Source organism: Pseudoalteromonas rubra (assembly GCF_005886805.2).
Classification (GTDB): Bacteria; Pseudomonadota; Gammaproteobacteria; order Enterobacterales; family Alteromonadaceae; genus Pseudoalteromonas; species Pseudoalteromonas rubra_D.
Genome location: NZ_CP045429.1, coordinates 1,469,942 through 1,493,150 on the forward strand (window position 1 = coordinate 1,469,942; position 23,209 = coordinate 1,493,150).

General features: G+C 46.6%; 14 protein-coding genes and 3 rRNA genes. All 17 read left to right on the top strand.

Annotation, left to right across the window (positions count from 1 at the left end):
* The 17 genes from CWC22_RS06225 to flgE all read left to right on the top strand — a co-directional run bounded on the left by CWC22_RS06225 (position 1) and on the right by flgE (position 23,112).
* Positions 1 to 1,173 carry a hypothetical protein gene (locus CWC22_RS06225; RefSeq protein ID WP_138539345.1) on the top strand — a complete coding sequence of 391 codons (1,173 nt, stop codon included), beginning with the start codon at positions 1 to 3 and terminating at the stop codon, positions 1,171 to 1,173.
* Positions 1,174 to 1,405: 232 nt separating this feature from the next.
* Complete coding sequence (locus tag CWC22_RS06230) at positions 1,406 to 4,198, top strand: monovalent cation/H+ antiporter subunit A (RefSeq protein ID WP_138539344.1); 2,793 nt, start codon at positions 1,406 to 1,408, stop codon at positions 4,196 to 4,198.
* Positions 4,198 to 4,572: a Na+/H+ antiporter subunit C gene (locus tag CWC22_RS06235; protein ID WP_010385046.1), complete on the top strand. Its 375-nt coding sequence runs from the start codon at positions 4,198 to 4,200 to the stop codon at positions 4,570 to 4,572. Before CWC22_RS06230 ends, CWC22_RS06235 begins: the two co-directional genes overlap by 1 nt.
* On the top strand, positions 4,569 to 6,080 hold the full coding sequence (locus tag CWC22_RS06240; protein ID WP_125562470.1) for a monovalent cation/H+ antiporter subunit D: 1,512 nt from the start codon (positions 4,569 to 4,571) through the stop codon (positions 6,078 to 6,080). Before CWC22_RS06235 ends, CWC22_RS06240 begins: the two co-directional genes overlap by 4 nt.
* A complete protein-coding gene (locus tag CWC22_RS06245; RefSeq protein ID WP_138539343.1) occupies positions 6,081 to 6,617 on the top strand; it encodes a Na+/H+ antiporter subunit E in 537 nt (178 codons plus the stop codon).
* A complete protein-coding gene (locus CWC22_RS06250) occupies positions 6,611 to 6,880 on the top strand; it encodes a K+/H+ antiporter subunit F (RefSeq protein WP_010385043.1) in 270 nt (89 codons plus the stop codon). Before CWC22_RS06245 ends, CWC22_RS06250 begins: the two co-directional genes overlap by 7 nt.
* Positions 6,881 to 6,889: 9 nt before the next feature.
* Positions 6,890 to 7,219, top strand: a complete 330-nt coding sequence (locus CWC22_RS06255) for a Na+/H+ antiporter subunit G (RefSeq protein WP_125562472.1) — start codon at positions 6,890 to 6,892, stop codon at positions 7,217 to 7,219.
* 272 nt (positions 7,220 to 7,491) lie between these two features.
* Entirely contained in the window at positions 7,492 to 9,606 is a 2,115-nt protein-coding gene (locus CWC22_RS06260) for a methyl-accepting chemotaxis protein (protein WP_138539342.1), read from the top strand.
* A 96-nt stretch (positions 9,607 to 9,702) separates the two neighbouring features.
* Positions 9,703 to 11,643 (top strand): DNA topoisomerase III, encoded by a 1,941-nt coding sequence (locus CWC22_RS06265; protein WP_138539341.1) that lies wholly within the window; start codon positions 9,703 to 9,705, stop codon positions 11,641 to 11,643.
* Between the two features lie 75 nt (positions 11,644 to 11,718).
* Positions 11,719 to 12,576: a tetratricopeptide repeat protein gene (locus CWC22_RS06270; RefSeq protein ID WP_138539340.1), complete on the top strand. Its 858-nt coding sequence runs from the start codon at positions 11,719 to 11,721 to the stop codon at positions 12,574 to 12,576.
* Positions 12,577 to 13,184: 608 nt separating this feature from the next.
* Positions 13,185 to 14,717: ribosomal RNA gene (locus CWC22_RS06275) — 16S ribosomal RNA — on the top strand.
* 271 nt (positions 14,718 to 14,988) lie between these two features.
* Positions 14,989 to 17,982, top strand: a 23S ribosomal RNA gene (locus tag CWC22_RS06280).
* Positions 17,983 to 18,099: 117 nt separating this feature from the next.
* Positions 18,100 to 18,214, top strand: a 5S ribosomal RNA gene (gene rrf / locus CWC22_RS06285).
* The 16S, 23S and 5S rRNA genes sit together here, the layout of an rRNA operon.
* 1,970 nt (positions 18,215 to 20,184) lie before the next feature.
* A complete protein-coding gene (gene flgB, locus CWC22_RS06290) occupies positions 20,185 to 20,595 on the top strand; it encodes a flagellar basal body rod protein FlgB (RefSeq protein ID WP_125563915.1) in 411 nt (136 codons plus the stop codon).
* A 2-nt stretch (positions 20,596 to 20,597) separates the two neighbouring features.
* On the top strand, positions 20,598 to 21,029 hold the full coding sequence (gene flgC / locus CWC22_RS06295) for a flagellar basal body rod protein FlgC (RefSeq protein ID WP_054015564.1): 432 nt from the start codon (positions 20,598 to 20,600) through the stop codon (positions 21,027 to 21,029).
* A gap of 15 nt (positions 21,030 to 21,044) precedes the next feature.
* On the top strand, positions 21,045 to 21,722 hold the full coding sequence (locus tag CWC22_RS06300) for a flagellar hook assembly protein FlgD (RefSeq protein WP_058797709.1): 678 nt from the start codon (positions 21,045 to 21,047) through the stop codon (positions 21,720 to 21,722).
* Between the two features lie 37 nt (positions 21,723 to 21,759).
* On the top strand, positions 21,760 to 23,112 hold the full coding sequence (gene flgE, locus CWC22_RS06305) for a flagellar hook protein FlgE (protein WP_125563913.1): 1,353 nt from the start codon (positions 21,760 to 21,762) through the stop codon (positions 23,110 to 23,112).
* Positions 23,113 to 23,209: the final 97 nt, after the last annotated feature.

Genomic DNA, 23,209 nt, shown 5'->3' on the forward strand with positions numbered 1-23,209 from the left:
ATGCCTGCTTTGATGCTTCGCTATGTAGTGTTACTGGTCTGTAGCACACTCATAGCGGGCAGCGCCTTCAATCCCTGGCACTTTAACTCTCCCAACGCGCGTCAGGCACAGCTTTCTTTGCTTAAGCGCAGCCCACAGAGCTTTTTCCTTGATGTTCGACGAGCAGGCTTGCTGCTACCTGAGCTCTCTGATGGCACGGTACTGGCGTTACGCAAGTTGGATGAGCCCGCGGCGGCGTTTGAATGGGCAATTCGGCTGATCGAACAGGGGGACTTAGATACAGCGCTCCTGCTGGCCAGAGCGCATTGGGAGGCCACTACCTCGCAAGCGCATCTACGGTTATTGGAGTCCCTGACAACAGCGCATGCAGTGTCTGAGATAAACCTGTTGGCCTCTCATTTTGCGCTGCCTCGACCTTATTATACGCTGTCACGGGTTATGCAGGGCGCTTCTGCCAATGAGCTGGCATCGGATGATTTGCAACAACTGACTATCCGAACTGTGAATGAGCTTCACTGGGATGATGCAAAGTGCATACGTCGGGTGGCCATGTTGAGTGATTCCTGGCTGGGCTTTAAAAAGCTGCAACAGTTGAAAGCGCAATACCTTAGTGCCCCTTTACCTCATTCGGGTAGCTATTGTTTTGCAGATCCTGTGTATATGGGATCTGATCTACAATGTCACCTGAAAGCACAAAAATTTGCTTATTGCGACCTTGCTGGATTGCCCGGCAGCGAGTACTGGTCTGTTGCCGATCATCTTGTCCTGATGACAAAACGTGGCGATGCGAATGTCAGCCGTGGCGTAATGACATTAAACTTGAACAGCGATTATGCTGTGTTTGTCCATGAACTGATGCACTTCAGTGGCTTTGAGGATGAATACGCGATTGATGAGGCAAAAGCACAATGGTTATGCGCAACTCCTGGGCTTAAAGCACCTAACTTATACGTTGGTAATACACCACCTAAGGGGTGGTATCCCAGTCAGAGTTGTGAGGCCGGGTTACTATCTGCTTATAAGCCCCAGCAGGCTATGTCTAACATGCAATATCAGAGTCTGGCGTTGTCCAAACGATACAAGGAGCTCTGGCTATTGGCATTTCAGCAACAGCGCGATAAACCCACAGATTTTCAGCGGTTTATTCAGGTTAAATTAGCTGCCAAGGGTTAAAAGCCCAGTTTATTTATGAATTTAATCTGAATTGTTTGTAAATGTTGGCTAAAATGGCAGCGTATAGAGCGCGAAAGTCTAGACAACTCAAATACTAATCAAGTATAACTGGTAAGCGTTATGTGTGATAAAAACGTGCGCAAAATAAATCAGATAGTCTATGCATAACACTAGCTACACACTGCGCGCTGTTCCGTTTATTTACGGTTATTGAAGATAAAAGGTTTTCTTTATGACATTGCTTTGGATACCCTTGCTATCCTTATTAGGCAGTTTACTCTCATCATTAACAGGTAAACTATCCCGCAATCAATCGACTGCGGTAACTTTACTTGCGCCTGGATTGGCACTTGCGCTGGCTTGCTACATGGCACCCGGCGTGTTTGCCAATGAACAGCTGCGGACCACCATAGAGTGGATCCCGTTGTTGGGCTTAGAACTCTCATTCCGCTTGGATGGTTTGTCTTTATTGTTCGTATTCCTGATCCTGGGAATCGGCATTTTGGTGATCTTCTATGCGCGTTACTATTTAAGTAGTAACGACTCTATGCCTAAGCTCTATGCTTACTTAATGCTGTTTATGACGGCGATGCTGGGCATCGTGATGTCGAATAATATTCTGCAATTATGGCTGTTTTGGGAATTGACCAGTATCAGCTCGTTTTTGTTGATAAGTTATTGGTGGCACAAGTCTGAAGCCCGAAAAGGGGCTAAAATGGCGCTGGCGATAACTGGTGGTGGCGGATTGGCGCTGTTGGCTGGTTTATTACTCCTGGGTGACATTGTAGGTAGCTACGACTTGGATATCATCTTAGCCAGTCGCGAGCTTATCCAGGCGCACGATTTATATGAACTGGCGCTCATCCTGGTATTACTCGGTGCATTCACTAAATCTGCGCAGTTCCCATTTCACTTCTGGTTGCCTCATGCGATGGCCGCACCTACGCCAGTCAGTTCTTACTTACACTCGGCCACTATGGTGAAAGCAGGTATTTTCCTGCTGGCTCGTTTCTACCCTGCGCTGGCAGGTACGGAAATCTGGTTTATTCTGGTTGGCCTCACGGGTCTTGCAACTTTACTGGTCGGTGCTTATATCGCGCTGTTTAAGCATGATCTGAAGGGATTACTGGCATTCTCGACTATCAGTCATTTAGGTTTGATCACGCTGTTATTGGGCCTGGATACTGAATTGGCCACCGTTGCCGCCATATTCCATATCATTAACCATGCAACCTTTAAAGCCTCACTGTTTATGGCAACCGGTATCATAGATCATGAAACCGGCACGCGAGATATGCGTAAGCTCAATGGCATGTGGCGATTTATGCCGTACACAGCAACCCTGGCAATGGTTGCCGCGGCAGCAATGGCAGGGGTTCCTTTATTGAACGGCTTCTTGTCAAAAGAAATGTTCTTCGCTGAAACTTTACATCAGCAGTTGCTTGGCTCAATGTCTTGGTTGATCCCAATCCTGGCAACGATTGCGGGTGCCTTTTCAGTGGCATACTCGGCTCGTTTTATTCATGACGTGTTCTTCAATGGCGAACCCGTTGACTTACCAAAAGAGCCTCATGAAGCGCCACGTTACATGCGTGTGCCGATCGAGGTTTTGGTTGCGCTGTGTCTGATTGTGGGCATGTTCCCAGGCTTTATCGTCAGCGATATCCTAAATGTCGCGTCTGCTGCGGTATTAGGTGGCGAGCCACCGCAATTTAAGATTGCGATCTGGCATGGTTTCAATCTACCTCTGCTGATGAGCGGAATAGCCGTGTGCGGTGGCTTGCTAATTTATACGCAGCGCCGTTACTTGTTTGCATTCCAGGCATCGTTACCGCCTATTAATGCCAAAAAGGGTTTTGAGCATACCATGTCCAAGGTAGTTGGCTGGAGCCGCGCCCGCATTGATGCAATAGAAAATGGTTCCTTGCAGCGCTATTTGATGTTGATGTTAATGGTGGTGCTGTTGAGTGCCGGTTGGCCGCTATTTGAAATGAGCCAGTTGGTTGGCGAAAACAAACCAACCCCCATTGATGTTCACAATGCTATTGGTGCTGGTTTGTTGATGATAGGTGCAATCGGTACTGTGATCTGGCATCGCACTCGTATGGTTGCCTTGTTGATGATTTCGGTGGTGGGCCTGATGGTCGCCGTTGCGTTTACACGCTTCTCTGCACCAGATCTGGCGCTGACTCAGCTGACGGTTGAAGTGGTCACTATCATTCTGCTGATGCTTGCGCTGTTCTTCCTGCCGCAAAAAACGCCCAAAGAAAGCAGCTCTGTGCGTGTGTTACGCGATTTGGGTATCGCCTCTGCGATTGGCGTGATTGTGGGCAGTATTTGTTATGCCTTGATTACACGGCCATTGAATTCGATTTCCGATTTCTTCCTCGCGAATGCGAAGACCGGTGGTGGTGGTACCAACGTGGTCAATGTTATCCTGGTCGACTTCCGTGGTTTTGATACCTTAGGCGAGATTATCGTATTGGGTATTGCTGCGTTGGGCATTTATAAGTTGCTAATAAATCTGCCACTGTTTATGCCGGGCAGTGATTCAGAAGGCCGTCCATGGGCACGCGAACGTTACCCAATTTTGCTGGCATCTATTTCTCAGAGTTTGCTACCTCTGGCGTTAATGGTGTCGGTTTATATCTTCCTGCGCGGTCATAATTTACCTGGTGGTGGCTTCATTGCAGGCTTGGTTACTGCCATAGCCTTTATATTGCAGTACATCGCGCATGGGTCTAATTGGATCTCGGAGCGCTTTACGCTCAATTATCGGAAGATCATCGCGTCAGGTATTGCTATTGCGATGATTTCAGGCTTGGGCAGCTGGGCATTTGACCGTCCATTCCTGACCAGTTGGTTTGATTACTTTGATATACCAGTGATTGGAGAGATAGAGCTTGCCAGCGCATTGGTATTTGACTTGGGTGTATATATTACGGTTGTTGGCGCGACGTTGATGATCCTGGCGAGTCTGGGTAAGTTGACAGCCAATGCACCTAAAGAAGAGGTAAATATTTAATGGAGCTATTGTATTCATCTTGCGTGGGCCTGTTAGTGGCCTGCGGAGTGTTCCTGATTTTACGTGCCCGGACTTTTCCCGTAGTGCTGGGTCTCACTATGTTGTCTTACGCGGTAAACTTGTTTTTGTTTGCCTCAGGTCGATTGACCATGAATAAAGCCGCAGTGTTGGGTTATAGCGACGGTTATGCTGATCCTCTCCCTCAGGCGCTGGTGTTAACTGCGATTGTAATCGGATTTGCGATGACTGCATTCGTGGTCATTCTGGCTATCAGGGGTCGTGCGGACTTAGGCAATGACCATGTCAATGGTATCGAAGTGAATACGGCTACGCGCAACAGTGGTTCCCAGCGTAAGGAGCAGGGTAAAGCATGATACAGCATTTAACTTCCTTGCCAGTACTATTACCTATGCTGGCAGCTATCTTTATGTTGATGCCGCCTTGTGGCAAGAACCTACGAGCACGGCGCATTGTGTCTGTCGGTATGGGGGCGCTCACAACTGTGGCCTCGGTAATTTTATTGCTGATGACCCGCGAGCATGGCACTTCAGTCTATGCGATTGGTAACTGGTCTGCGCCGTTTGGTATTGTGCTGATTGCCGATCCGCTGTCAGCATTACTGGTTACTTTGACCTCTTTCCTTGGTCTGGTGTGTGGCTTATATAGCTGCGCTGGTGACGATGAACGTGGCAGTTTTTTCCACCCGCTTCTGCATTTCCTGATTTTGGGCGTCAATGGTGCGTTTTTGACCGGAGATGCGTTTAACTTGTTTGTCTTCTTTGAAGTCCTGTTGATTGCGTCATACTCTTTGCTGATGCACGGTGGTGATAAGCGCAATACACGTGCCGCTTTACAGTATGTGATCCTGAACCTGGTCGGCTCTTCGGTTTTCCTGATCGCGCTTGGGATCTTGTACGGCACTTTGGGCACATTAAATATGGCGGATATGGCGCAAAAAGTGACGTTGCTGCAAGGTGATGATGTCTATCTGGCCAAGATCGGTGGACTGTTGTTGTTGGTCGTATTTGCGCTTAAAGGTGCATTACTTCCTCTTCACTTGTGGCTCCCTAACACCTATTCTACGGCAATGCCTGTGGTGGCAGCATTGTTTGCCATTATGACCAAAGTGGGTGTGTACTCTATGATGCGTGTGTACACCCTGATTTTTGGCGAAGAAGCTGGTGAACTGAGCCACATGGCGCAAAACTGGCTTTGGTGGCTGGCGATTGCCACTATTGTGATGGGGGCAATAGGGGTATTGGCAAGCCAAGATTTAAGAAAAATGGTCGCCAACCTGGTAGTTGTGTCTGTTGGTACTTTGGTAGCATTGGTCGCAGTACAAACTGTGCAAAGTAGCGCGGCAGCGATTTATTATCTGGTGCATTCGACCTTGGTCAGTGCCGCACTGTTCCTGTTAGCAGACTTAATTGCCCGACAAAGAGGTAAGGTAGCGGATAGGATCACCGCTGGTCGCCCGGTTTCACAGCCGCTATTGCTTGGCGGTGCATTTTTGGTCGCTGCAGTTGCCGTGATCGGCATGCCGCCTTTATCCGGGTTTGTAGGTAAGGTCTGGATCCTGAGGTCAACCTTGGACACACCTTATGGCAACTGGTTCTGGTTAGTTTATTTGGTGGCAAGCCTCGCGATTTTGGTATCGGTTTCAAAAGCGGGTAGCACCGTATTTTGGCATCAGACAGGCAAAGGTGATAGCGAACAGGAGCGAGCACATCCGGCACAAGTTTGTGCTGTGATGCTGCTGGTATTGTGTACACCATTAATGGTGATTTTTGCAGGCCCATTGAGTGAATATGCACTGCTGGCAGCTCAGGAGTTACATGATTTCACAGGACTACTGCAAGACGTGTTGGGAGGAGTACGCTAAATGCGTTTGGAAGCAAAATATAGATGGTTGCCAACGCCGTTCCGCAGCCTAATGTTATTTATCGTGTGGTTATTGCTCAATAATACGGTTGCACCGGGACATTTGATTTTAGGCTCTATTCTTGCTGTCGCAATTCCGCTTGCTACTTTTCCATTTCGTACCAAACAGCCTTTGGTACTGAAACCGGGCAAGGCACTGCAATATTTGTTGCTGGTTTTGTATGACATCTTAATGGCAAATATCGAGGTAGCCATTAAAATCCTGGGACCAACCCGAAAGCTGAAGCCCGGGTTTGTCAAAGTGCCAATTGACTTAGCACAGTCGATGCCGATTACTATTTTAGCCAGCACCGTGTCTCTTACACCAGGCACTGTGAGTGCTGAGGTCTATCCTTGGCCTGAAGATATGGCGGAAGACGCTGAACCACAACAACGTTATTTGTTGATCCATGTGCTTGACCTGGACGATGAGGCGGAGTTGATCGACACGATTAAAACGCGTTATGAAAAACCTATTAAGGAGATCTTTGCATGTTAGAGACGGTGATTTTGATTGTCTTTGCGATGATCGGTGTGTCTTTGTTACTTAATTTGTGGCGACTGGTTGTTGGGCCTTCCATTCCAGATCGCATACTTGCCTTGGATACCATGTACATTAATACCATTGCCTTGATAGTGCTTTATGGAATGAATATGGGCACGTCGCTGTATTTTGAGGCGGCTTTGTTGATAGCCTTGCTTGGCTTTGTTAGCACTGTGGCCGTCTGTAAATATTTGCTGCGCGGCGATATCATTGAATAGGAGCACCGAATGATGGAATGGGTTATTTCAATACTATTATTGTTAGGCGGCAGCCTTATTTTGGTGGGGTCGATCGGTTTAGTAAAAATGCCCGATTTCTTTATGCGTTTGCATGGCCCAACAAAAGCAACCACTCTAGGTATGGCGTGTCTGCTATTTGCTGCCATGGCCTACTATGGGTTTTATGGCGAAGGTGTCAGTGTGAAAGAGATACTGATCTCGATGTTCTTGCTTATTACCGCCCCTATCAGTGGCTATATGTTGATTAAATCAGCTATTCACCATAGATTAGACAGTATTGAGTCGACTCGTGGTAAAGACAATATCGAGGAAGACTGAACCTCCTTTTAATATGAGCCGCTGTTGTACACAAGCAGCGGCTCATCTCGTCGAGTATCCATTCAATTGAAATCTCTGAGCTATAGTTCCTTTCCCGTCACATCGTTATAGCGTCTGTTGCGTGTGCAATGAATGCGCTATTCATATTCTACGTAAAAAAAATATCGGAATAGTGTAGTCATAATTACTTAAAGCTGTCATTTTAGAATACGCAAGAAAGCGTAACTTTTGCTAAAGTTACCCGAATAAACAACCGTTTGTGAGTGTTTTATATGCAGCATATGTCCATCAAGAAAAAGCTCATCCTGTTTGTGATTACTTTGGTTACAGCCCTTGTTGCCTTGCTGGTATCAACCATGTGGATGAACCTGCAAAAAGAAAATAAAGTACAAAGCGCACAGCTTCGAGAGCTGGCATACCAAGAGATCAGAACGGGCTTAACTGCACAGGGGCAATATTATGCTCAGCAGGTTGCCGCATTTATAAACTCGGCATATCGGGTGCCATATACTCTGGCTGGAGCATTGAAAGAAACTTCTGTCCGCGACCCGCTTGAACGCACCCACGTTCAGCATCTGGTAGCAGGTGCATTAAAACAAAATCAATTTGTATCTTCTATGTATGCTCAGTTTGAGCCAAATGGCTATGACCAACAAGATCAGGCCCACACGTCCGGCGCAAGCCACTCAGCTCCGGGGGACGGCACCCTGGAATTATACTTCACGCGAGATTCAAGTGGCATTACTCAACACCAAATCGAGTCAGCGGCCGACAAGTACTTAGATAAACGCAACGAGTTTGGTTTGAGGGAAGCCGAGTGGTATCTGTGCGCACGTGACAATGTTGCCCCCTGTATTATGGAACCCTATCTGTACGAAATTTCCCCAGGTAACAAAATGCTGATGACGTCATTAACGGTGCCGGTAGACATCAATGGGCGTTTTCAGGGATTGGTTGGTGTGGATGTGAATTTACCTGTTTTCCAGCAGTTAGTTGACGAGTTATCTGAATCTCTTTACCAAGGCCAGGCGAAAGTTACTTTACTCAGTAACTTAGGCTTGGTCGTGGGGGCTAGTCACTACGATAAACTAGCCAGACCCCTGAAAGAATCCATTAACTCAGGTGTGGCAGATAAACTGCTGAAATTACATCAGACCGGCGGGTTTAGTGAGATGGATGATATGCTTGCCATTGCAGTCCCTATTGAAATTGAGCTTGCCAATACAACCTGGTCTTTGGTGATTGAATTGCCCAAGGATGTTGCATTGGCCTCAGTAACCCAAATAGAACAGCAGATTGAAGCGTCGACTAATTCATTAGGGCGTTGGATGTTGCTGTTAGGAACATTGGTTGCTGCAGTTGCTTTGGGTCTGGCGCTTGTCTTGATTAATACTATTGTTGGACCATTAACTTATATTGAGGAACGGGTTGAAAGTTTGGCTTCCAGTGAGGGTGACTTGACTCATAAGCTTGAGGTAAGCCACCATGCTGAACTGATATCCCTTGCACATGGTTTTAATCGCTTCACCGAAAAACTAAGAAGCATGATTATTGACCTCAAAGAGTTAGCCGAGGAATCATATACTCAATCACATAAAACCACAGAAGCCGCGATCAATATTAAAAATAAGGTATCGAATCAGCATCTTGAAATAGACAGTGTCGTTACTGCCATCAACGAGTTAAGTGCGACGGCAACAGAAGTGGCCAGAGCATCAGAAAAAGCAGCTTTGAGTACAAATCATGCTGTTGAAACGGTCCAGAGTAGCGAGCGCAGTATCGTCAGAACGACTGAGACTGTGCAGGAAATTGCTGAGCAGGTTTTAGATGCCAAAAATGCATTCGGTAAAGTGTCTGAGCGCAGCGGTGACATCTCCAAAATTTTGGATGTGATCCGAGCGATTGCAGAGCAAACAAATTTATTGGCATTGAATGCTGCGATAGAAGCGGCCAGAGCTGGAGAACAAGGCCGTGGTTTTGCTGTGGTTGCTGATGAAGTCAGGGCGCTGGCCTCGAAAACACAAGCGTCAACAGATGACATCAGCAAGCTGATCGACAATCTTCAAAGTGAAGTGACTGGTTCAGAGCAGATCATTGAAAAAACGGTTAGTCAGGGTGAACAAGCGGTTTCATACTGCCAAGAATCTGCTGGGCTTATGAGTAGCTTAGTAGGTGAGTTAAGCAGCATATCAAATGAAGTAACACAAATCGCCACGGCAGCAGAAGAGCAAAGCATGGTGACTGAGGAAATCAGCACTAACACGACGGGTATATCTGATGCGGCGGCTGAGTTATCTGGTTTCGCGGATGAGGTAGAGCAAGCTGCGAGTGCAATGACTTACATCGTGGAGCAAAAACACAAGCAGTTGAACTTACTTAAAACCTAAGCCCATCCTCAATCTCTTTGTCCGTTTGAGTCAACTCTGGCAATTGCTGCCAGAGTTGACTATCATGACTGTAAATACATACAGTTGTTTTGAAGAATGAAACTTTATATTGCCGAAAAGCCCTCTCTGGGCAGAGCTATCGCAGATGTTTTACCTAAACCACACAAGAAACATGAAGGCTATATTGAGTTAGCCAATGGAGACTGTGTTACTTGGTGTATTGGACATTTGTTAGAACAAGCTGCGCCGGAAGACTATGATCCGAAATATAAGAAATGGCAAATGGCGCACTTACCCATTATACCGGAATTTTGGCAGTTCAAAGCAAAGCCCAAAACCAAAAAACAACTGAGTATTGTGAAGAAGCTTGTCAAACAAGCCGACAACCTGGTCCATGCGGGCGATCCAGACAGAGAAGGTCAGTTACTCGTTGATGAGGTACTTCAGGAGGCGAAGTTATCCGGGCGTAAAAAACAGTCGACTCAACGGCTACTAATCAGCGACTTAAACCCATCGGCGGTAAAAAAAGCGCTAAATCAGATGCGTGCCAATCACGAATTCGTTCCTTTAAGTGTGTCTGCTTTGGCAAGAGCCCGGGCAGATTGGCTGTATGGTATGAACCTGACAAGAGCTTATACATTGGTTGGACAAAAAGCGGGATTTCAAGGCGTGCTCTCGGTCGGTAGGGTACAAACGCCTGTCCTTGGGTTGGTTGTCAGACGCGACATGGAAATCGACAACTTTGTTTCTAAACCTTTTTTTGAGGTGCTGGCGCATGTTCGAAAAGATGATGGAAGTGAGTTCAGTGCGAAGTGGAAACCCAGTGAAGCTTGCCAGCCATATATGGATGAAGAAGGCCGCGTGCTGGTGAAAGGTTTGGCTGAGAATGTGGCGGCGAGGATCCATGCTCAAGATGCGCAAGTCAAGAAAATCGAAGCTAAGCCAAAAAAGCATAATCCTCCTTTGCCCTATAACTTGTCGGCATTACAAATAGCTGCGAATAAACGATTTGGTATGTCTGCAAAACAGGTATTGGATGTTTGTCAGGCGCTTTATGAAAAGCACAAACTGATCACTTACCCTCGCTCTGATAATCGATATTTACCGACAGGTCATTTTGCTGAAGCGCAACAGGTGTTGGGTGCTGCGTTAAATAATCAAGGGTTAACAGAAGAGAAAGTAGCCGACGCCAATCTCAGCCTGAAAAGTAAGTGTTGGAACGACGCTAAAGTTGAGGCACATCACGCTATCATTCCAACAGCAAAGAAATTAAAAACGGCTCAGTTAGGTCAATATGAGCTGCAAGTTTATCAGCTGATAAGTACCCAGTATCTGGCGCAGTTTTATCCAGCCTACCGATATACTGAGACTAGAGTAGAGTTAGAAATTGCCGGCGGTGTATTTGTAGCAAAAGCAGAACAAATCTTAGAGCTAGGCTTTAAGCGGTTATTTAAAGCAGAAGAAAAGAAACCAGCTGTTCTACCCCAATTAGAATTGGGTGAGTTATTACACTGTTTTAAAGGAGAAGTGGTTGAGAAGCACACCCAACCACCCAGTCATTTTACAGAAGCAACTTTGCTAAGTGCGATGACAGGTATCGCCCGGTTTGTCGCCAATGCTGAGATCAAAAAAGTGCTAAAAGAAACCGATGGACTGGGCACGGAAGCAACCCGAGCTGGGATCATCGACTTATTGTTCAAAAGAGGCTTTTTGCAACGCAATGGTAAGAGTATCCGTTCGACAGAGTTAGGAGTGGCTCTGATAAAGACGTTACCAGAAGATGTTTCTTTGCCTGACAGAACGGCTCTGTGGGAATCACAATTGGCAAAAATTGCGATGAAAGAGCAGCCTTACCAAACTTTTATGAGCCCTCTTGAAAAAGAAATTACAGGTTTTATTGAGCGCGCTTGCGTAAGCGACAGCACATTGTTCACTGGATTAAAAAGTAGCAGAACTGGGTCGAAACCTCCATTTTCTAAAAAAAGATCGAAGAAACGCACCTCGACGAAAAGTAGTCGTCGTAAATCGGCAGCGTAATCAGGTTTTAAGCTTGCCTTGCAATTTGTGAGGATGTCACCATATAGATAAGCAAATATCATAGCTGGTTTGAACATGGAAAATAAAATTTCACTTACTCCGGAAAATATCCAACAGGTGTTAGCATCCGGGGACCCAGAAAAACTCGTATTAATGACGTTCTTCAGTGCACAAGAACCCAACTGTCTTGCACAAGCTGATATTCTTGATGCGCTTGCTCAGCAATATCCGAATAACTTAGTGGTAGCGACTGTCGATTGTGATCAGCAGCAAATGCTCGCTTCTCAACTTGCGCAACAAGTCGGCCTTCAGGCGTTGCCGACATTGGTAATTCTAAAAGGGGGAGCTCCTGTCGATGTTCTTCCCGGCGCTAAAACACAGGAAGAGATTTCTAAGGCTCTCTCTGAGCATTTGCCTTCTCCAGAATTGATTTTACTTGATCAAGCTAAGCAAGCTCTGGCTAGTGGCGAGTTGAACGAGGCATTTGCTTTGGCTAAGCAAGCGTATGGCGTAGCAAAAGAAAACCCAAGGGTTTTGTTGGTATTTGCAGACATCTGTATTCAGATAAAGAAAGTAGATGAGGCTGAGGCGCTACTAGGATCTGTACCAGCGGAAGCTCGGGATGCGTATTTTACCAATTTAAGTTCTAAACTTGAGCAAGCAAAAGAAGCTCAGGAATCGCCCGAGCTTAGGCGACTGTTGGCTGAAGTCGAATCTGCGCCGGGCGATCTGTCTCTATTGTGCCAGTTAGCTCAGGCTCAGATCGATGCGGGTAAGAGTGCAGATGCGCTTGAAAGCTTGTTTGCTGTGTTAAGAAAAGACATGAACTTTGGAGAAGCCAAAAAAGGTTACCTGGACATTATTGCATCATTGCCAGAAGGTGATGAGGTAGCAATGCGCTACCGACGTAAACTTTACAGTCTTTTATACTAATAATTCTTACTTTTGAAAATGGCGCTAAAAAAAGCGCCATATTTTCTTGCGTCTCATCTGAAATGTACAATACTTAGATCCCCTAGTAATTGGTTTGTGTCAAATGGGTGAATATTTGATGACAAAACCAGCTGTTTTGATGTGTTTAGTACGCAATTTAACCAAAAGTGTTGTTTTTATCACTTTCCTTCGAAAAAAGGTTGCGTCGGGTTTCGATTTCCCTATAATGCGCATCCACCGACACGGAGCACAACGCTGAAAAGCAACGAGTTAAGTGAAGGGAAAGCCAAACGGAAAGCTTAATTAAGAAAAATTAAATTTTCTAGTTGACTTTAAAAGTGAAGCGGTTAATATGGCGCTCCACTTCGCAGCGAGGCTGCGGTAACTAACGAAGTTTAGTTACATAGTTCTTTAAAAATATGAAGCAATCATCTGTGTGGGCACTCGTACAGATTGAGTTCTAACAGCGAATTTCAGTTTACTGAATGACGCACAAAAATTTAGAGTCTCAACTGAACTGAGTGACTATAACAGTCAATTCGATTCGAAAGAATCAAAATCAGAATTCATTGAGCATGGTTTGAAGTTTACTTCAAACAAAAAACTTTTAATTGAAGAGTTTGATCATGGCTCAGATTGAACGCTGGCGGCAGGCCTAACACATGCAAGTCGAGCGGTAACATTTCTAGCTTGCTAGAAGATGACGAGCGGCGGACGGGTGAGTAATGCTTGGGAACATGCCTTGAGGTGGGGGACAACCATTGGAAACGATGGCTAATACCGCATAATGTCTACGGACCAAAGGGGGCTTCGGCTCTCGCCTTTAGATTGGCCCAAGTGGGATTAGCTAGTTGGTGAGGTAACGGCTCACCAAGGCGACGATCCCTAGCTGGTTTGAGAGGATGATCAGCCACACTGGAACTGAGACACGGTCCAGACTCCTACGGGAGGCAGCAGTGGGGAATATTGCACAATGGGCGCAAGCCTGATGCAGCCATGCCGCGTGTGTGAAGAAGGCCTTCGGGTTGTAAAGCACTTTCAGTCAGGAGGAAAGGTTAGTAGTTAATACCTGCTAGCTGTGACGTTACTGACAGAAGAAGCACCGGCTAACTCCGTGCCAGCAGCCGCGGTAATACGGAGGGTGCGAGCGTTAATCGGAATTACTGGGCGTAAAGCGTACGCAGGCGGTTTGTTAAGCGAGATGTGAAAGCCCCGGGCTTAACCTGGGAACTGCATTTCGAACTGGCAAACTAGAGTGTGATAGAGGGTGGTAGAATTTCAGGTGTAGCGGTGAAATGCGTAGAGATCTGAAGGAATACCGATGGCGAAGGCAGCCACCTGGGTCAACACTGACGCTCATGTACGAAAGCGTGGGGAGCAAACAGGATTAGATACCCTGGTAGTCCACGCCGTAAACGATGTCTACTAGGAGCTGGGGTCTTCGGACAACTTTTCCAAAGCTAACGCATTAAGTAGACCGCCTGGGGAGTACGGCCGCAAGGTTAAAACTCAAATGAATTGACGGGGGCCCGCACAAGCGGTGGAGCATGTGGTTTAATTCGATGCAACGCGAAGAACCTTACCTACACTTGACATACAGAGAACTTACCAGAGATGGTTTGGTGCCTTCGGGAACTCTGATACAGGTGCTGCATGGCTGTCGTCAGCTCGTGTTGTGAGATGTTGGGTTAAGTCCCGCAACGAGCGCAACCCTTATCCTTAGTTGCCAGCGATTCGGTCGGGAACTCTAAGGAGACTGCCGGTGATAAACCGGAGGAAGGTGGGGACGACGTCAAGTCATCATGGCCCTTACGTGTAGGGCTACACACGTGCTACAATGGCATATACAGAGTGCTGCGAACTAGCGATAGTAAGCGAATCACTTAAAGTATGTCGTAGTCCGGATTGGAGTCTGCAACTCGACTCCATGAAGTCGGAATCGCTAGTAATCGCGGATCAGAATGCCGCGGTGAATACGTTCCCGGGCCTTGTACACACCGCCCGTCACACCATGGGAGTGGGTTGCTCCAGAAGTGGATAGCTTAACCTTCGGGAGGGCGTTCACCACGGAGTGATTCATGACTGGGGTGAAGTCGTAACAAGGTAGCCCTAGGGGAACCTGGGGCTGGATCACCTCCTTATCGACTTAGAACTAATTTGTTCGAAGTGTCCACACAGATGATTGTTGCTTGGTAAGGTAACTTACTGAGTGATATTGCTCTTTAAAAATTTGGAAAGCTGATATTAAATTCTCGGAATGACAATGAAAATTGTTGTTCTATAGAGTTTTCGAAAGAAAAATGCCGATTAATCATTTAGTTGATTAATTAGCGTCTACTTTAGTATTACTTAACTTCTGGCGAAGTTAAAACTGTCTTTAGCAGTACAATTCAAAACTATTTTGGGTTGTATGGTTAAGTGACTAAGCGTACACGGTGGATGCCTTGGCAGTTGGAGGCGATGAAGGACGTACTAACTTGCGATAAGCCTAGTTGAGCCAGTAAGAGGCACTTGAGACTAGGATTTCCGAATGGGGAAACCCGGCCCTTTGGGTCATCATGCAGTGAATACATAGCTGTATGAAGCGAACGCGGAGAACTGAAACATCTAAGTACCCGTAGGAAAAGAAATCAACCGAGATTCCGAAAGTAGCGGCGAGCGAAATCGGATTAGCCCTTAAGCTTTAATGTAGTTAGTGGAACATTCTGGAAAGTATGACGATACAGGGTGACAGTCCCGTACACGACAACTTATTTAAAGTGAAATCGAGTAGGTCGGAGCACGTGAAACTTTGACTGAATATGGGGGGACCATCCTCCAAGGCTAAATACTCCCAACTGACCGATAGTGAACCAGTACCGTGAGGGAAAGGCGAAAAGAACCCCTGTGAGGGGAGTGAAATAGAACCTGAAACCGTGTACGTACAAGCAGTAGGAGCCCATCACTAAGTTACTTTGGTGAACTCCTAAGTAAGCACAATGTTTGAATTAGCGTTAACGTCGACCTAACTTGTTAGCCGACGGTCAACCGCCAAAATCAAGCAGAGGTAGCTTAGTGATGGGTGACTGCGTACCTTTTGTATAATGGGTCAGCGACTTATATTCTGTAGCAAGGTTAACCATTTAGGGGAGCCGTAGCGAAAGCGAGTCTTAACTGGGCGCTTAAGTTGCAGGGTATAGACCCGAAACCCGGTGATCTAGCCATGGGCAGGTTGAAGGTCAGGTAACACTGACTGGAGGACCGAACCCACTAACGTTGAAAAGTTAGGGGATGACCTGTGGCTAGGAGTGAAAGGCTAATCAAACCGGGAGATAGCTGGTTCTCCCCGAAATCTATTTAGGTAGAGCCTCGGACGAATACTTACGGGGGTAGAGCACTGTTAAGGCTAGGGGGTCATCCCGACTTACCAACCCTTTGCAAACTCCGAATACCGTAAAGTACTATCCGGGAGACACACGGTGGGTGCTAACGTCCATCGTGGAGAGGGAAACAACCCAGACCGTCAGCTAAGGTCCCAAAGTGTATGTTAAGTGGGAAACGATGTGGGAAGGCTAAAACAGCTAGGAGGTTGGCTTAGAAGCAGCCATCCTTTAAAGAAAGCGTAATAGCTCACTAGTCGAGTCGGCCTGCGCGGAAGATGTAACGGGGCTAAACATACCACCGAAGCTACGGCTGCGAACTTAGTTCGCGGGGTAGGGGAGCGTTCTGTAAGTGGCTGAAGGTGTGCCGGGAGGCATGCTGGACATATCAGAAGTGCGAATGCTGACATGAGTAACGATAATGCGGGTGAAAAACCCGCACGCCGGAAGACCAAGGGTTCCTATCCCATGTTAATCAGGGTAGGGTGAGTCGACCCCTAAGGCGAGGCTGAAGAGCGTAGTCGATGGGAAACGGGTTAATATTCCCGTACTTGGTATAAATGCGATGGGGGGACGGAGCAGGCTAGGCAAGCATGGCGTTGGTTGTCCATGTGAAAGGCTGTAGGCTGGTGACTTAGGAAAATCCGGGTCGCTAAGGCTGAGAGTCGAGACGAGCCACTACGGTGGTGAAGTTGTTGATGCCCTACTTCCAGGAAAAGCCTCTAAGCTTCAGTTTATATCGAATCGTACCCTAAACCGACACAGGTGGTCAGGTAGAGAATACTAAGGCGCTTGAGAGAACTCGGGTGAAGGAACTAGGCAAAATTGTACCGTAACTTCGGGAGAAGGTACGCTCTTACTTGTGAAGACTTCGCGTCGTAAGCAGGCGAGAGCCGCAGTGACCAGGTGGCTGGGACTGTTTATTAAAAACACAGCACTGTGCAAAATCGTAAGATGACGTATACGGTGTGACACCTGCCCGGTGCCGGAAGGTTAATTGATGGGGTTAGCTTAGGCGAAGCTCTTGATCGAAGCCCCGGTAAACGGCGGCCGTAACTATAACGGTCCTAAGGTAGCGAAATTCCTTGTCGGGTAAGTTCCGACCTGCACGAATGGTGTAACCATGGCCACGCTGTCTCCACCCGAGACTCAGTGAAATTGAAATCGCAGTGAAGATGCTGTGTACCCGCGGCTAGACGGAAAGACCCCGTGAACCTTTACTACAGCTTGGCACTGAACATTGACCCTACATGTGTAGGATAGGTGGGAGGCTTTGAAGCGCAGTCGCTAGATTGCGTGGAGCCGTCCTTGAAATACCACCCTTGTAGTGTTGATGTTCTAACTTAGGCCCCTAATCGGGGTTGAGGACAGTGCCTGGTGGGTAGTTTGACTGGGGCGGTCTCCTCCCAAAGAGTAACGGAGGAGCACGAAGGTTGGCTAAGTACGGTCGGACATCGTACGGTTAGTGTAATGGTAGAAGCCAGCTTAACTGCGAGACAGACACGTCGAGCAGGTACGAAAGTAGGTCATAGTGATCCGGTGGTTCTGAATGGAAGGGCCATCGCTCAACGGATAAAAGGTACTCCGGGGATAACAGGCTGATACCGCCCAAGAGTTCATATCGACGGCGGTGTTTGGCACCTCGATGTCGGCTCATCACATCCTGGGGCTGAAGTCGGTCCCAAGGGTATGGCTGTTCGCCATTTAAAGTGGTACGCGAGCTGGGTTTAGAACGTCGTGAGACAGTTCGGTCCCTATCTGCCGTGGGCGTTTGAGAATTGAGAGGGGCTGCTCCTAGTACGAGAGGACCGGAGTGGACGAACCGCTGGTGTTCGGGTTGTCATGCCAATGGCATTGCCCGGTAGCTACGTTCGGAATCGATAACCGCTGAAAGCATCTAAGCGGGAAGCGAGCCTCGAGATGAGTTCTCACTTTGACTTTAAGTTAACTGAAGGGCCGTTGAAGACTACAACGTTGATAGGCGAGATGTGGAAGTGGTGTGAGCCATTGAGCTAACTCGTACTAATTACCCGTGAGGCTTAACCATACAACGCCAAAGTGGTTTTGTTTGTTAGAAGTTAAGAATTAAAGTAGACGAAAGAATTTAATACGCTTTTCCAGATTTTAGTGAGATGTTGATAAACATCTTGCGCAACAGTTTATGCTTGGTAACCATAGCATTTTGGAACCACCTGACTCCATGCCGAACTCAGTAGTGAAACGAAATAGCGCCGATGATAGTGTGGGGTTTCCCATGTGAAAGTAGGACATTGCCAAGCTCCAAATAAAAGAAAGCCCGATTCGAAAGAGTCGGGCTTTTTTGTGTTTATGATTAAAATTAGCGTAGTAGTAGGCATTTTGGAACCACCTGACTGGAAGGCCAGCCCCGCCCATGCCGAACTCAGTAGTGAAACGAAATAGCCGAAGGGTCGGCCCCGGCCGATGATAGTGTGTGGGGCGGACGGCGAGTCTTTCCCATGTGAAAGTAGGACATCGCCAGGGCCTTATAAGAGAAACCCGTTGCAGTAATACAGCGGGTTTTTTGCTATGTGCGATTTAAAAAAGTTGTAGACAGAGCGGTGTTGTCTATTCCTCCATGAAGCTGGTATCTAGCAGTCTTTGGGGACACTTCCCTGTGGAGGGCTCCCGGCTCGGCGTCCATGCCTCGCGTTCATTGCGCTGCGAAGCGGTGCTTCGGTCACAATTCACCCATGTGAAAGTAGGACATTGCCAAGCTCCTAATTAGAGGTCGACGAAAGACATTCATCCATGAATATCATCGACATTCGTACTTCCATGTACGTCAAACCCGTTTCAGCAATGCAGCGGGTTTTTTGCTTTGTGCGATTTAAAAAGTTATATAACTTCCCAGTCACAAAGCCCATACCACCGTTATCCGGCACTTGATGCGGAAACTGCTCACAGGCCACGCGGAGAGTATAAATGGCAAATCACTGCCAAGCGACTAATTAAGTTATTTTCGCCCTGTGCGTCTATGTAACCACATATCCAGATGTCTCTTATGACGAAGCGCGCTGAAGCTTTCTTCAGGTTCAAGTAATACAGAGAAAATGGTTTAACTGCTAACAGGTCAAACAGTAAATTTGAAAAGCACTACGGCCTGGCGATCATGGCAAGACACTTCGTTAAATTATTTTAAACAAGACAATCAAGCATGCATTATCGGGGAAGCGCACAAGTGTAGTATTATCGATATCCACCCGGATGAGTTTTCACACTTGTGCATGTTTCGCCTGAGGTTGTTTCTGGATGTCTAATGGCAGCGAGCGGTTAAATACAGTAGTAAGTCATGCATGGAAGCATAGAAGTGGGCGTGCAATTCTCACTGTCACAGAAATGACTGGGAGGTGGCAAAGCACCACAGATCTGAGGTGTTACAAGTTCTGGTACTGTTTTTAAGTCTGCAGATAAGCTTTTGACCTGCTTTTTATTGAGTTTTAGCTTCATCGTTCTTTCCTTGCAAAGATTAATTATCGTTGTGATTAAAAAGTGTACAGTTGGTTTTCGCTTTTGGCAATGCTTTTTATCATTACGCCTGACATTCATTATAAGCAAGGCCGGTGATATCGATGATTCTCCACATACTCAATACAGCTCCCAGCGCCCCTTCAGAATTGCACTCTATTGGCCTTCGCTGGGTAATAACAGCGTAAGACCGTAATATCGATTATGAAACCGCTATCATAACGACTCTTTACTCTCCTGAGGTTAAATGGCTGGGCACATTGAGGGGCAATAATACGTCGCTTTTTAAGATGAGAGGATATGGCAATTAGTATTTCTGGCTGGTTTAAAGTGTAAATAAACCTGATAACCAGTTGCTCAATGATCAAATCCAGCTCAGATCACCAGCTGCGCTGGTGATCTTTAATTGCAGTATAAAGGCTAAAAAGGGGCCTGATGCATTGGCTTATAGGTTTTTGGGTATAGCGCAATGCCTGGTTTTTGGCGTTCAGGGGCTGTACTCTCTTCAATCGTAAATCATACCACTTTCCCTCACGGTGTCATATATCACAACAAGTCGAAGCCACATTTATCCTCTAGGATTTGGCTCCAAGGAAGATTAAAAGCTATTTGATTAATATAAAGAAATTAGCCAGTGCTGTGGTTTAGTCTCTTACTAGATACCTTGTAATGGTGATATCGGCAATGCGGCAATTTTCCGCCACATAAATATTGGCCTCATTCTTGCTTTTATTTCATCAAGTCAATTTTTTGGAGTCGGGTTATGGCAATTAGTTTTGATAAAGCGTTGGGGGTTCATCCTCACACTATGCTGATCCGCTCTCAGCGTGCTGAAATTTTAGCAAGTAACATAGCCAATGCAGATACCCCTGGATATAAAGCTAAGGATATCGACTTTGGCCAGGCTTTTAAAGCGGCAAAATCGGCACAGCTAAGCGGCAATAAGATGGTCAGAACCAATGAGAATCATCTTAGTGGTGGGACTCAGCTGAACAATGGTGTTGAACTATATCGCACGCCAAATCAAGCAGATACAGGCGATGGTAACTCAGTGGATATACAAGTGGAACGAAACTTGTATGTACAAAACGCATTAGAGTACCAAGCTAGTTTGAATTTTTTATCTGGTAAATTTAAAGGGCTGAAGAAAGCCCTGAGTGGTCAAGGTGGCTAATCATGAGTTTATATAATGTTTTTGATATAGCGGGCTCAGGCATGAGCGCCCAAAACGTCCGTTTGAATACGACCGCCAGTAATATTTCTAATGCAAACAGCATCAGTTCTAGTCAGGATAAGGTGTATAGAGCTAGGCACCCAGTTTTCGCCGCGGAGTTGAATAAGGCTGCGGCAGCTCATCCGAATACCATGGGGTCTTCGGTAGGGGTGAAAGTACTGGGGATCGTAGAAAGCGATAAACCACTGCAGGTTGAGTACAATCCCAACCATCCAAGTGCTGACAAAGACGGGTACATCTATAAGCCAAATGTGAATGTGGTTGAAGAGATGACAAACATGATCTCTGCATCGCGTTCGTACCAAACGAATGTTCAGGTAGCGGATGCCGCTAAGCAGATGCTTAGCAAAACCTTGCAACTTGGTCAGCGCTAAGTGGGAGTATAGCCAATGAGTAACGAAGTCAATTCAGCAACCTCGACCTATGTCGATTCATTGCGTTGGCCTGACAAGCAGGTTCCGACAGAAAAGAATGATGAGTTGAAGCAGGAGGATTTCTTTGCGTTATTGACTCAGCAGTTGTCTTATCAGGACCCGAGCAAACCGGCTGATAATGATCAGATGATTGCACAAATGACAAACTTCACCATGGCCGAGGGTATCTCTGACCTGAACACGAAGTTTGAATCATTGGCTGATTCTATGACCTCGAATTCTGCTTTGCAGGCGTCGACTTTGATCGGCAAGAAAGCCCTACTGGAATCAGACACAATTGAGCACGGCCCGGACATGCAGTCGCGGGGTTCTATTATTGTGACCGAGCCTGTAGAAAAACTGACGGTCAGTATTCTTAATGATAAAAACGAGCTGGTAAGAACCATAGATCTTAAAGATCAAAATGCTGGTGCAGTTCGCTTTGACTGGGATGGTAAAAACACTGATGGTGACATGTTACCGCCTGGAGATTACACAATAAAGGCTGAGGGCTCTGTAAACGGTAAGTTTACAGCCTTGCCTACAGCGACTTTCAGAAATATTGAAAGCGTCAATGTCAATGGTGCAAGCGGCATCGTTATCAACACTAAAGCGGGTGCCGTGCGGCTTACTGACGTCGCGGAATTAGCCTAATTAAAAAGATTTAACCTTAATCGCAAGAGGTGAGAGTATGAGTTTCAATATTGCATTAACTGGTTTAGCTGCGGCTCAGAAAGACCTGGATACCACAGCTAACAATATCGCTAACGTTAATACGACGGGCTTTAAAGAATCGCGTGCTGAATTTGCATCTGTGTATGCATCTTCCGTATTTAGCGCTGGTAAGACAAAAAATGGTGATGGTGTGCAAACCACTATGGTTGCGCAGCAGTTTCACCAAGGTTCTTTGAACTTTACGCAGAACTCGCTGGACCTGGCGATTACAGGTGAAGGTTACTTTGCGATGAGTGAAGAGCTGGGAGCTCAGGACTTCACTTACTCTCGTGCAGGGGCCTTTAAACTTAACAAAGACAACTTTATCGTTGATGCTCAGGGTAATTTCTTACAGGGTTTCCCTGTTGACCCAAGTACCGGTGACACGACCTCAATCAGTTTAAGTACATCATCAGCACTGCAAATCCCAGATGCTTCTGGTTCACCACGCGCAACCACCAGTGTGTATTCATCTTTCAACTTGGACTCGCGTGCTTCAGCGCCAACGTTGGCATTTGACCCAACAGAAAGTGCAACTTACAACAGTTCTACTTCAACAACGATTTACGATAGCTTGGGTGAACCGCATATTCTTCAGCTTTATTTTGTAAAAGAAGATCCTGCAACCAACCCCAATGAATGGCAAGTGTATGCAACGCTTAATGGTACACAGTTTAATACATCGGGAGCCAGTGGCGCACCACTTGAGCCGATAACTGAGTTTCAGTTTGACCAAAATGGTTTGCCATCCACGACAGGTAACCCGCAAGTTGCGAACACAGGCACAACTTTTAACTCGTTTGCAATCCCAGCGGGTGCAGGTGCTGGTTTATCAACTTTGCTTACAAACGGCGCAACATTCCCAAGTAACGTGGAACTGAATTGGCGCGATGAAGCAAACACGTCAAACAAACTACCTACACAGTTCGCCAGCCGTTTTGAGGTTAAAGCGCTTGAACAAGACGGCGCTACAACGGGCCGATTGGCGGGGATTGATATCGGCGGTGACGGTAAAATTGTCGCATCTTACAGTAATGGTGACTCAACCTATTTGGGTCAGGTTGCCATGGTGCGTTTTTCTAACTCTCAGGGGTTGCAGCAAGTGGGCAATACCGGATGGAAAAAGAGTTTAACATCAGGTGAGCCTATTGCGGGAGAGCCTGGTTCAGGAACACTGGGTTCAATCAACTCCTCAGCATTGGAGCAGTCCAATGTTAACTTAACAAACGAGCTGGTAGACCTGATAAGTGCGCAGCGAAACTTCCAGGCAAACTCGCGGGCACTGGAAGTCAACTCAACACTTCAGCAGAATATCCTGCAGATCCGATAATCAAATCCAATCACCTCTTGAGGCCGCATTTAGCGGCCTTTTCATTTTCTTGACGATCATCTTGGCATCTATATTGCTTTATTCAGTATAGATTGAA